This is a genomic window from Streptomyces sp. NPDC001678, from assembly GCF_042892945.1.
In the GTDB taxonomy this organism is placed as follows: Bacteria; Actinomycetota; Actinomycetes; order Streptomycetales; family Streptomycetaceae; genus Streptomyces.
This window is the reverse complement of sequence record NZ_JBIAUP010000020.1, coordinates 103,832-114,578: the sequence shown is the minus strand read 5'-3', so window position 1 is coordinate 114,578 and position 10,747 is coordinate 103,832. Positions and strand designations below refer to the sequence as shown.

Sequence of the window (10,747 nt, the reverse complement as noted above, 5' to 3'; positions counted from 1 at the left end):
GGTCCTACACCAACACCGCCCCCCCCCCCCCCTTCCCCCCCCCCCCCCCCACGAACACTCGCCCTGAGGCGGCCCCCCCCCCCGGGGGGGGGGGCGGGGGGGGCCCCCCCCCGCCCCCCCACTCGTGACGCGTCAGAACTTGTTGCGCGGCGTGATGCCCAGCGACATGCCCGACAGACCCCGCTGCCGCCCGCCGAGCTTGCCCGCGATGGCGCGCAGCGCGCTGCCCGCCGGGGAGTCGGGGTCGCTCAGGACGACCGGCTTGCCCTCGTCGCCGCCCTCGCGCAGCCGGACGTCGATCGGGATCGAGCCCAGCACGGGGACGTTCGCGCCCGTGGTGCGGGTGAGGCCGTCGGCGACCTTCTGGCCGCCGCCCGTGCCGAAGACGTCGACCATCTCGTCGCAGTGCGGGCACGGCAGCCCGGACATGTTCTCCACGACGCCGACGATCTTCTGGTGGGTCTGCACGGCGATCGAGCCGGCCCGCTCGGCGACCTCTGCGGCGGCCTGCTGAGGGGTCGTCACCACGAGGATCTCGGCGTTGGGGACCAGCTGGGCCACCGAGATGGCGATGTCGCCCGTGCCCGGCGGCAGGTCGAGGAGGAGGACGTCCAGGTCGCCCCAGAAGACGTCCGCCAGGAACTGCTGGAGGGCGCGGTGGAGCATGGGGCCGCGCCAGACCACCGGGGCGTTGCCCGGGGTGAACATGCCGATGGAGATGACCTTCACACCGTTCGCCGACGGCGGCATGATCATGTTCTCGACCTGGGTGGGACGGCCGTCCGCGCCCAGCATGCGGGGCACCGAGTGGCCGTAGATGTCGGCGTCCACGACACCGACCTTCAGGCCGTCGGCCGCCATGGCGGCGGCCAGGTTGACCGTCACCGAGGACTTGCCGACGCCGCCCTTGCCGGAGGCGACCGCGTAGACGCGGGTCAGCGAGCCGGGCTTGGCGAAGGGCACCTCGCGCTCGGCCTGGCCGCCGCGGAGCGAGGCCGCGAGCTCGCGGCGCTGCTCGTCGCCCATCACGTCCAGCTCGACGGTGACGCCCGTGACGCCCTCGACCCGGGAGACCGCCTCGCTCACCATGGAGGTGATCTTGTCGCGCATGGGGCAGCCGGCGACCGTCAGATAGACCGCCACCGCGACCGTACCGTCCGCCGCGATCTCCACCGATTTGACCATCCCCAGCTCGGTGATGGGGCGCTGGATCTCGGGGTCGTTGACCGTCGCGAGCGCGGCGCGGATCGCGTCCTCACTCGGCGCGGCGGTGTCGTACGTGTCGGTAGCCATAGCTCCGATGGTACGGCGCGGCACGGGGCCTCGGGAAAGCCTCTCAGCGGTCGCCTTCCTCACTCTCCGCCGGGAATACGCGCCGCTGCTCCAGCTCCTTGACCAGCTCCTCGAACTCCGAGCGGATCCAGTCCCGGGTCGCGACCTCGCCGAGGCCCATCCGCAGCCCCGCGATCTCCCGCGTCAGGTACTCGGTGTCCGCGATGGAGCGCTCGTTCTGCTTACGGTCCTGCTCCAGGTTGACCCGGTCGCGGTCGTCCTGGCGGTTCTGCGCCAGCAGGATCAGGGGGGCGGCGTACGACGCCTGGAGGGACAGCACGAGCGTCAGGAAGATGAACGGGTAGTTGTCGAACCGCAGGTGCCCGGGGACCGAGGTGTTCCACACGACCCAGACGATGATGACGACCGTCATCCAGACGATGAAGCGGCCCGTGCCCAGGAAGCGGGCGATCCGCTCCGACATCCGGCCGAAGGCCTCCGGGTCGTACTCCGGCAGCCAGCGGGCCCGCTTCACCCGCGGCAGGTCGAGCCGGACGCGCGGCGACGGGTGGGGGTGCGGGTGCACCGCCGCCGACTCCGCCTTCGCCCGGTCGGCGGACCGGTCCGGGCGCAGCGCGGGCGCGCTCGCGCGGGCCCGGTCGCGGTCCCCGGGCCTCATGGCCCGCCGCCCTGGAGGTCGATGCCGAACGCGCCGTGGTGGAGCTCGGTCTCCCGCCAGTCGTCCGGCAGCAGGTGGTCGAGGACGTCGTCCACGGTGACCGCGCCGAGCAGCGAGCCGCTCTCGTCCACCACCGGCACGGCGATCAGGTTGTAGGTGGCCAGATAGCTGGTGACGGCGGGCAGCGGGGTGTCCGGCGGCAGCGGCCGCAGCTCGGTGTCGGTGAGCGCGCCGACGAGCGTGAACGGCGGGTCGCGCAGCAGCCGCTGGAAGTGCACGGTGCCCAGGTACTTGCCCGTCGGCGTCTCGTCCGGCGGCCGGCACACGTACACCTGGGCGGCGAGCGCGGGGGAGAGGTCGGGGTTGCGCACCCGCGCGAGCGCGTCGGCGACGGTCGCGTCCGGGCGCAGCACGATCGGCTCGGTGGTCATCAGACCGCCCGCCGACAGCTCCTCGTAGGCCATCAGCCGCCGGACGTCGGCCGCCTCGTCCGGCCGCATCAGCGTCAGCAGCCGCTCCATCTCCTCCTCCGGCAGCTCGGAGAGCAGGTCGGCCGCGTCGTCGGGGTCCATGGCCTCCAGGACGTCGGCGGCCCGCTCCTCCTTCAGCTTGCCGAGGATCTCGATCTGGTCGTCCTCCGGCAGCTCCTCCAGGACGTCCGCGAGCCGGTCGTCGTCCAGGGCGGCGGCGACCTCGGCGCGCCGCTTGGGGGAGAGGTGGTGGAGGACGTTGGCCAGGTCGGCGGGGCGCAGCCGCTCGAAGGTGGCCAGCAGGTTCGCGGCGCCCTGGCCGTGCTCCTCCAGCGAGAAGCCCGTGACGGCGGACCACTCCACCGTCAGCGTCTCCCCCTTGCGGCGCAGGGCGCCGCCCTTGCCCCGGCGGACGAAGACCTTGTCGATCTCCCAGTCCCGGCGGGCGGGCAGCTGGGTGATGGACACGTCGAGGACGGTCACCTCCTCGTCCGTGCCGGTGAGCCGCACCCGGCGGTCGAAGAGCTCGCCGTAGACCAGCGTCTCCGTGGGCCGCTGCTCGAACCGCCGCATGTTCACCACACCCGTCGTGATGACCTGCCCGGACTCCACGCCGGTCACCCGGGTCATGGGCAGGAAGATCCGCCGGCGGCTGACCACCTCCACGACCAGCCCCAGCACCCGGGGCGGCCGTCCGCCCACGCGCAGCATCGCCACGACGTCGCGGACCCGGCCCACCTGGTCCCCGTTGGGGTCGAAGACCGCCACGCCCGAGATGTGCGACACGAACACCCGGGGGGCACCTGCTGCCATGGCCGCGTACCTCCTCCCGCGCCGGGTGGTGTCCGATTCAGGCTAGCGTGACCGGCTTCGCCGGGCGCGGGAGAGACGGCCGTACGGAGCCTCTACGGATCCTGTACGGACTCCCCGCTTCCGCTCGTCGGCGGCACAGGTACGCTGCGCCGTAGCCCACCGGTGACCGGAGGACAGGAGCAGGGGTGCGAACGCGGAACGCGGCTCTCGTGGGAGCCCTGTGCGTCGGCCTGTCGGCCGTGCTCACGGCCTGCGGCGGCGGAGCCGAGGACCCGGACGCGGGGACCAACGGCGTCGGCAAGCTCGAACCCGCCGCCATCCAGGACAAGGCCCGCACCGCCGCGCGCGGCGCCGAGGCCGTCCACCTGTCCGGCAACGTCGTCAGCCAGGGCCGTACGTACCGCATCGACATGCGGCTGAAGAAGAACGGCGGCACGGGCCGGGTGTCCTCCTCCGCCGCCAGCTCCTTCGAGCTGCTGCGCGTGGGCGACGACCTCTACCTCAAGGCACCCGCCGGGTTCTGGGCCAAGGGGGCCACGCCGGCGCCCTCGAAGGCGCCCACCTCCTCCGCCCCGGCCAAGGGGGACAAGGCGGCCGCCGCGGGCAAGCTCGACGACAAGTACGTCAAGGTGCCCTCGGACGACCCCGCCTACCAGCAGTTCCGGGGCTTCACCGACAAGGACGTCCTCCTCGACGGCCTGCTCACCCTCCACGGCACCCTCGCGCGCGGCGACCACGGCACGGTCGGCGGCGTCCGCACCATCCGGGTCACGGGCGCCAAGGGCGGCGGCGGCACGATGGAGGTCTCCCTGACCGGCACCCCGTATCCGGTGCGGGTGCAGCGCGCGGGCGGCGCGGGGCAGCTGGAGCTGGACGGCTGGGGCAAGGACTTCGCCCTCGCCGTCCCCGACAAGAACCAGACCGTCGACTACGGCAAACAGCTGCGCATCCCCTCGGGCGGCGCGCTCCCGTCGTCGGGGGCGGGCGCCGACCCGGGGAAGTGACCGGACGCGCCCGAAGGGCGCGGGGCAGTGTCGGTCTGCGGCTACCGCCGCGCGGGCGCGACCAGCCACGATGCGCCCGCAGATGACGCCCCGACTACCAGCGGAGCGCCTAGCGGCGCCCCCGGCGCAGCAGCCGCGGCAGCGCCGCCGGCATGGGCTCGCGCGTCGTCGCCGGCGTCGCCAGCGGAACCGCCGCCAGGGAATCGTCCGGCAGGTCCGCGGTGGCACCGGACGGCGTCAGCCGCAGCACCCGGCACTCCTTCGCCCAGCGCTCCTCCAGCTGCTCCGCGCCGGGCGCGTTGAGCCGCTTGCCCTTCAGCTCGGTGACGGCCGCCGTCCACTCCTCCCCGTGCGCCGGGAGCTCGCTCACCGACGCGGTCCAGGAGACCAGCCGCCCGCCCTTGTCCTTGCTGCGCACGGTGACGGTGGCCGTGGCGCCCTCGGTGAGCCCCAGCTCGTCCACGGGCTGCTCGCCCGGGCCGCCCACGAGATGCGCGGCACCCTCGTGCCAGACGTGCCACAGCGCCCGGCTGGGCCCGGCCGGACCCTTCACCCAGATGAGGCCGGACTTCTTCGTGGCCTCTTCGATCAGCGCCTGCGTCATCGTCATGCGCCCTACCTTACGCACGGGTCCTAGGCTTGAGTCCGTGAGTGCTGCCCGAGCGAGACGCGACGCGATACCGACGCCCACGACGACCACCGGGCAGGCCGGACCGGCCGGACCCGGCCCGGATCCCGGCACGCCGGGGGTGTCCGTCCGCACCGAGCTGCTCCTGCTCGCCGTCGCCATCGCCGGCGTCTCCCTCTCCGCGCCGCTGATCGCGGCCACCGCCGCCCCCGCCCTGGCCATCGCCTTCTGGCGCAACGCCATGGCCGTCGGCGCGCTCACCCCCGTCGCCCTGCTCCGCCGCCGCCACCGCGCCGAGCTGCGCGGCATCGGCCGGCGGACGGCACTGCTGGCCGTCGCCGCCGGGGCGCTCCTCGCCGTCCACTTCGGGGTCTGGCTGCCCAGCCTCCAGATGACCTCCGTCGCGTCGTCCACCGCGCTGGTCACCACCACGCCCATCTGGACCACCCTGCTGCTGCGGCTGCGCGGCCACCGCCCGCCCGCGCTGGTCTGGGCCGGCACCGGGCTGGCCTTCCTCGGCGTGCTGACGCTCACGGGCGTCGACCTGTCCCTCTCCCCGCGCGCCCTCGCCGGCGACGGCCTCGCGCTGGCGGGCGGCATCGCGGCCGCGGGGTACGTCCTGCTGGGCGCGGAGGTGCGCCGGACGGTGGGCACGGTCGCGTACACCTATGTCTGCTACACGACCACGACGGTGCTGCTGCTCGCCGCGTGCCTGTGCGGGGGAGTGTCCCTCGGCGGCTACAGCGGGGAGACGTGGCTGAAGCTGGCGGTGCTCACGGTCACGGCGCAGCTGCTGGGCCACTCGCTGATCAACCGGGTGGTCAAGGGCCTGGGCCCGTCCGTCACGTCCACGGCGATCCTGCTGGAGACGCCGGGGGCGGCGCTGATCGCGGCGGTGTGGCTGGGGCAGACGCCGCCCGCGATCGCCTACCCGGCGCTGGCGGTGATCATGGCGGGGCTGGCGCTGGTCATCATGGGCGACAGGAAGAAGGACCGGGTTCCCCCGGAAACCGGCGTTTAAAGGCCTGGGACGCGCCTACAGCCACCCGTTCCGCTTGAAGCCGCGGTGGATGGCGTAACAGATCACGACGGTGACCACCATGACCGTGGGGTAGCCGTACTTCCACTGCAGCTCCGGCATGTACTTGAAGTTCATGCCGTAAACGCCCGCGATCATCGTCGGGACGGCGAAGATCGCCGCCCAGGACGTGATCTTGCGCATGTCCTCGTTCTGGGCGACGGACGCCTGCGCGAGGTTGGCCTGGAGGATGGAGTTCAGCAGGTCGTCGAAGGAGACCACCTGCTCGTGCACGCGCGCCAGGTGGTCGGCGACGTCACGGAAGTACTTCTGGATGTCCGGGTCGACCAGCCGCATCGGCCGCTCGCTGAGCAGCTGCATCGGCCGCATCAGCGGGGTGACCGCCCGCTTGAACTCCAGCACCTCGCGCTTGAGCTGGTAGATGCGGCCCGCGTCGCCGCCCCGCCGGCTGCCCTTGCTGGGCTCGGAGAAGACGTCGATCTCCACCTCGTCGATGTCGTCCTGCACGGCGTCGGCCACGGCTATGTAGCCGTCGACCACCTGGTCGGCGATGGCGTGGAGCACGGCCGAGGGGCCCTTGGCGAGCAGCCGGTCGTCCTCCTCCAGCCGGTGGCGCAGGGCGCGCAGCGAGCCCTGGCCGCCGTGCCGGACGGTGATGATGAAGTCCGGGCCGGTGAAGCACATCACCTCGCCGGTCTCCACGACCTCGCTGGTGGCGGTGAGTTGGGCGTGCTCCACGTAGTGGATGGTCTTGAAGACGGTGAAGAGCGTGTCGTCGTAGCGCTCCAGCTTGGGCCGCTGGTGGGCGTGGACCGCGTCCTCCACGGCCAGCGGGTGCAGCCCGAACTCGCGGGCGATCCCGGCGAACTCCGACTCCGTGGGCTCGTGCAGCCCGATCCACGCGAAACCGCCGGCGCCGCGCACCCGGCGCAGCGCCTCGGCGGGGCTGACGAGCTCGCTGACGCGCTTGCCGTCGCGGTAGACGGCGCTGTCCACGACGGCGCTGCTGACCGAGGCGTCACGGGTGGTGCCGTAGCCGCCGCTCTGGGCGGGCACCCGGCGCAGGGCGGGGCGGACGGCGGCGCGCAGGTCACGGATCATCGACATGGCTGGCTCCTTCACGGGCCGGCCGCGGGCCGCTACGCGGGTGCAACGCTGCCTGGAAGGAGGACGTGGCCGGGCGCTCGGGGCGCGGGGGAGCACGTCCGCGAATCAGGCGGCGCTTCGCGCGGTGCGTTGCGGCCGACGGCAGTTCGCGGAGAGTTCGCAGAGAACTGCGGAGAACACGGAACAAAGCGAGGGAAAGGCGCTCTTCCGTCAAGTGCCGCGGGCGTGAAGGGACTTCCGGGATGCCGTCCGGCCGAGGGGCCGGTCGTGGAAGGCCTCAGATCACAGGGTGACGTGCGTCCGGGGCGAGGAGACGGGAGAACTGCCGGTACTGCACGGTCGACTAGGATCCACCGCAGCCCCACCTCCTCCGGCCGGTCCCCGCGTAAGGGACGAACGTCATGCCTGGACCAGAGGCCGAGGCGAGTCAAGGCTAGCAGTGACCTGACGCGTCAAGGCCCCGCTTTGCCTGTTCGATACGCGTTCTATGCTCACTGCATGTCAGACGTTCTCGCACTGGTCGAGGCCCGGCTGCTGACGGCCCTCGGTGCACCCGACGCGCGTGCCGCGATCACCTTCCTGGGCACCGACCGGATCGAGGTCCTCCGGTTCCTTGCCTCCGACGACACCGGGGACATCGTCCGCTACGCCACCCTCGGCATGTCCGCCCAGCCCATGACCGACCCGGCCGGCCCCTCGCCCGACCACCACCCCTCATCGAGCCGCTTCGCGGCGCCCCTTTCCGTTTCCCTCGCCGACCCCCTGCGTGGCCCCCGCGCCGAGCTGGTCCTCTCCGTGCGCGCCGGCCGCGCCGACACGGACAAGGTGCTCCGCCCGCTCGCCGTCCTCGCCGCGTCGCCCCAGGTCGAGGGGCTCGTGGTGGCGCCCGGTGCCTCCCTGGACACCGGCGAGCCGCTCTGGCCCGGGGCGCCCTTCACCTCCGTGCTCGTCGCGGAGTCCGGCGGCCTGGTCGAGGACCTGGAGCTGGACGCCCCGCTGGATCCCGTCCGCTTCCTGCCCCTGCTGCCGATGACGCCCAACGAGGCCGCGTGGAAGCGCGTCCAGGGCGCCGCCGCGCTGGAGGAACGGTGGCTTCGGCACGGCACGGATCTGCGCGACCCGCTGCGCGCCGGGGTGCCGCTCGGCGAGTGACCGGCGGGTGGCCGGCGGGTGACGCGCCGGACGGGGTGTCCCGAAGGGTGGGGACGCCCCGACTCCGGACGGGTGATCGTCCTTGACGCGGGGGCGCCCTGGTAGGACCGTTGGAGGCTATGAGGGGCGAACCCAGTTGCCCGAAGTGCGGTGGCCGGGTCCGCGCGCCCGGTCTCTTCGCCGACTCGTGGCAGTGCGCCGTGCACGGCACCGTGCACCCTCTGCAGCCGGTCGTCCCGCCGAGCGTCGAGGCACTGGCCGTCGCGGTGGGGCGGGCCCGGGTGCCGGTCTGGATGCCCTGGCCCCTGCCCGTCGGCTGGCTCTTCACCGGTGTGGCCAGCGCGGGCGACGACCGCGCGGGCGCGCGGGCGACCGCCGTCGCCTGCTCGGGGCCCAGCCCGCTGGGCGGCCCCGGTGAGCTGCTGCTCGTCGCCGAGGAGCTGGGCGTCGGCCTCGGCGCGCGCTACGCCGGCGTCGACGGCCCCGACCCCGGCCCGTACCTCCGCGTCGACCGCTCGCCGCACGCCAAGGTCCACGCGGCCGGGCGGCCCACCCCCCTGTGGCACGTCGAAGGCGCCCCCGGCGACCGGGCCGTCTTCGCGGGGGAGGCGCGGGGGCTGTGGCTGTGGGCGATCGTGTGGCCCGAGCGGTCGGGGCTGCTGATGTACGACGAGCTCGTGCTGACGGATCTGCGGGACGCGGGGGCCGAGGTCGACCTCCTGCCGTGCGGGGCGCTGTCGCCGCGGATCCTGTCGCCCTGAGCGCGGGCGCCCGCCCACAACCGGGCCCGTTATCCTGAACCGGTCCTGTCCTGTTCCGGTTGTGTTGGGAGTCGTGTCGTGCGCATCGATCTGCACACCCACTCCACGGCCTCGGACGGTACGGACACCCCCGCCGAGCTGGTGCTGGGCGCGGCCGCCGCCGGGCTGGACGTCGTCGCGCTGACCGACCACGACGGGGTCGGCGGCCACGTCGAGGCCATCGCGGCCCTCCCCGCCGGGCTCACCCTGGTCACCGGCGCCGAGCTCTCCTGCCGCTTCACCGGCCCCGACGGCTTCAGCGTCCACATGCTGGCCTACCTCTTCGACCCCCACGAGCCGGAGCTCGCCCGCGAGCGCGAGCTCGTGCGCGACGACCGCGAACCGCGCGCCCGCGCCATGGTCGCCAAGCTCAACGAGCTCGGCGTGCCCGTCGCCTGGGAGCGCGTCGCGCGCATCGCCGGCGACGGCGCCGTCGGCCGCCCGCACGTGGCCACGGCCATGATCGAGCTCGGCGTGATCGACAGCGTCTCCGACGCCTTCACCTCCGAGTGGCTCGCCGGTGACGGCCGGGCCTTCGTCGAGAAGCACGAGCTCGACCCCTTCGACGCCATCCGCCTGGTCAAGGCGGCCGGCGGGGTCACGGTGCTCGCCCACCCCTTCGCCCTCAAGCGTGGCAACTGCGTCTCCGAGGCACAGATAGCCGAGCTCGCCTCGGCCGGCCTGGACGGCATCGAGGTGGACCACATGGACCACGACGCCGCCACCCGCGCCCGGCTGCGCGGCCTCGCCGCCGACCTCGGCCTCCTGCCCACCGGCTCCAGCGACTACCACGGCAGCCGCAAGAGCTGCCGCCTCGGCGAGTTCACGACCGACCCGGAGATCTACGGGGAGATCACGCGCCGTGCGACGGGCGCGTTCCCCGTCCCGGGCGCCGGCGGCTGACCACTCCGCGCTCCGGGCCCGGCCGTCCGTCCACGGGCGGATGAGCGCGCCCGTACGTCCCTTCCCCTCTCACCGCGTCGACGTGTACGCGGCGATCGTCCGAGGCGTACGAGCCGTTCGCGCGCGCCCCTCGAAAGCACGCTTTTCGAAGGCTCCGCCCGAGGCGCCCCCTCATACCTCCCCCCACCGCTCCTGCTCGCTCCGCACCCGCAAGGCCCTCACGTGTTCGACATCGCTGTCTTCGGCTCCCTCTTCCTCACCCTGTTCGTGATCATGGACCCGCCCGGGATCACGCCGATCTTCCTCGCCCTCACCGCGGGCCGCCCGGCCAAGGTCCAGCGCCGCATGGCCTGGCAGGCGGCGACGGTCGCCTTCGGCGTGATCGCCCTCTTCGGCATCTGCGGCCGGCAGATCCTCGACTATCTCCACATCACCACCCCCGCCCTGATGATCGCGGGCGGTCTGCTCCTGCTGCTGGTCGCGCTGGACCTGCTCACCGGCAAGTCGGAGGAGCCCAAGCAGACCAAGGACGTCAACGTCGCCCTCGTGCCGCTGGGCATGCCGCTGCTGGCGGGCCCCGGTGCGATCGTCTCGGTGATCCTCGCGGTGCAGCGCGCCGACTCGGCGGCCGCGCAGGTCTCGGTGTGGTGCGCCATCGCGGCGATCCACGTCGTGCTGTGGGTGGTGATGCGGAACTCGCTGCACATCATCCGTGTGATCAAGGACGGCGGTGTGGTGCTCGTGACCCGGCTCGCCGGCATGATGCTCTCGGCGCTGGCCGTGCAGCAGATCATCAACGGCATCACCCAGGTGATCCAGCACCACTGACGCCACCCCGCGAACGCGGAACGCCCCCGTACGGTCGTCGTACGGGGGCGTT

At 73.2% G+C, this 10,747-nt stretch carries 11 protein-coding genes; 6 read left to right on the top strand and 5 right to left on the bottom strand.

Annotation, left to right across the window (positions count from 1 at the left end; genetic code table 11):
- Positions 1-132: 132 nt before the first annotated feature.
- From ACFYZR_RS30145 to ACFYZR_RS30135, 3 genes are read right to left on the bottom strand one after another with little or no spacing between them, the layout of a single operon-like run.
- On the bottom strand, positions 133-1,293 hold the full coding sequence (locus ACFYZR_RS30145; RefSeq protein WP_391916049.1) for an Mrp/NBP35 family ATP-binding protein: 1,161 nt from the start codon (positions 1,291-1,293) through the stop codon (positions 133-135).
- Between the two features lie 43 nt (positions 1,294-1,336).
- The gene (locus tag ACFYZR_RS30140) at positions 1,337-1,951 is read right to left on the bottom strand and encodes a DUF1003 domain-containing protein (protein ID WP_391916046.1); all 615 of its coding nucleotides are present in this window, start codon (positions 1,949-1,951) and stop codon (positions 1,337-1,339) included.
- Entirely contained in the window at positions 1,948-3,234 is a 1,287-nt protein-coding gene (locus tag ACFYZR_RS30135; RefSeq protein ID WP_391916044.1) for a magnesium transporter MgtE N-terminal domain-containing protein, read from the bottom strand. Before ACFYZR_RS30135 ends, ACFYZR_RS30140 begins: the two co-directional genes overlap by 4 nt.
- A 185-nt stretch (positions 3,235-3,419) precedes the next feature.
- On the opposite strand from ACFYZR_RS30135, the gene ACFYZR_RS30130 reads away from it, so the two are divergent.
- Positions 3,420-4,238, top strand: a complete 819-nt coding sequence (locus tag ACFYZR_RS30130) for a hypothetical protein (protein WP_391916041.1) — start codon at positions 3,420-3,422, stop codon at positions 4,236-4,238.
- A gap of 109 nt (positions 4,239-4,347) precedes the next feature.
- Here ACFYZR_RS30130 and ACFYZR_RS30125 read toward each other — a convergent pair whose 3' ends face one another.
- Positions 4,348-4,848 carry a hypothetical protein gene (locus ACFYZR_RS30125; RefSeq protein WP_391916038.1) on the bottom strand — a complete coding sequence of 167 codons (501 nt, stop codon included), beginning with the start codon at positions 4,846-4,848 and terminating at the stop codon, positions 4,348-4,350.
- A 37-nt stretch (positions 4,849-4,885) separates the two neighbouring features.
- Between ACFYZR_RS30125 and ACFYZR_RS30120 the strand changes: the two genes are divergently transcribed.
- Positions 4,886-5,887 carry a DMT family transporter gene (locus ACFYZR_RS30120; protein WP_391916036.1) on the top strand — a complete coding sequence of 334 codons (1,002 nt, stop codon included), beginning with the start codon at positions 4,886-4,888 and terminating at the stop codon, positions 5,885-5,887.
- Positions 5,888-5,902: 15 nt separating this feature from the next.
- Here the strand turns inward: ACFYZR_RS30120 and ACFYZR_RS30115 are convergent, their stop codons facing one another.
- A complete protein-coding gene (locus tag ACFYZR_RS30115; protein WP_391916034.1) occupies positions 5,903-7,012 on the bottom strand; it encodes a magnesium and cobalt transport protein CorA in 1,110 nt (369 codons plus the stop codon).
- 498 nt (positions 7,013-7,510) lie between these two features.
- Between ACFYZR_RS30115 and ACFYZR_RS30110 the strand changes: the two genes are divergently transcribed.
- The 4 genes from ACFYZR_RS30110 to ACFYZR_RS30095 all read left to right on the top strand — a co-directional run bounded on the left by ACFYZR_RS30110 (position 7,511) and on the right by ACFYZR_RS30095 (position 10,695).
- Positions 7,511-8,164: a suppressor of fused domain protein gene (locus ACFYZR_RS30110; RefSeq protein ID WP_391916031.1), complete on the top strand. Its 654-nt coding sequence runs from the start codon at positions 7,511-7,513 to the stop codon at positions 8,162-8,164.
- A gap of 119 nt (positions 8,165-8,283) precedes the next feature.
- On the top strand, positions 8,284-8,925 hold the full coding sequence (locus tag ACFYZR_RS30105) for a DUF6758 family protein (RefSeq protein WP_391916029.1): 642 nt from the start codon (positions 8,284-8,286) through the stop codon (positions 8,923-8,925).
- Between the two features lie 78 nt (positions 8,926-9,003).
- Positions 9,004-9,867, top strand: a complete 864-nt coding sequence (locus ACFYZR_RS30100; protein ID WP_391916026.1) for a PHP domain-containing protein — start codon at positions 9,004-9,006, stop codon at positions 9,865-9,867.
- A 222-nt stretch (positions 9,868-10,089) separates the two neighbouring features.
- The gene (locus tag ACFYZR_RS30095; protein ID WP_391916024.1) at positions 10,090-10,695 is read left to right on the top strand and encodes a MarC family protein; all 606 of its coding nucleotides are present in this window, start codon (positions 10,090-10,092) and stop codon (positions 10,693-10,695) included.
- Positions 10,696-10,747 lie beyond the last annotated feature (52 nt).

Coding starts and splice junctions, on each gene's coding strand:
- ACFYZR_RS30145 (WP_391916049.1), bottom strand. CDS start 1,293: ATGGCTACCGACACGTACGACACCGCCGCGCCGAGTGAGGACGCGATC.
- ACFYZR_RS30140 (WP_391916046.1), bottom strand. CDS start 1,951: ATGAGGCCCGGGGACCGCGACCGGGCCCGCGCGAGCGCGCCCGCGCTG.
- ACFYZR_RS30135 (WP_391916044.1), bottom strand. CDS start 3,234: ATGGCAGCAGGTGCCCCCCGGGTGTTCGTGTCGCACATCTCGGGCGTG.
- ACFYZR_RS30125 (WP_391916038.1), bottom strand. CDS start 4,848: ATGACGATGACGCAGGCGCTGATCGAAGAGGCCACGAAGAAGTCCGGC.
- ACFYZR_RS30115 (WP_391916034.1), bottom strand. CDS start 7,012: ATGTCGATGATCCGTGACCTGCGCGCCGCCGTCCGCCCCGCCCTGCGC.
- ACFYZR_RS30110 (WP_391916031.1), top strand. CDS start 7,511: ATGTCAGACGTTCTCGCACTGGTCGAGGCCCGGCTGCTGACGGCCCTC.
- ACFYZR_RS30105 (WP_391916029.1), top strand. CDS start 8,284: ATGAGGGGCGAACCCAGTTGCCCGAAGTGCGGTGGCCGGGTCCGCGCG.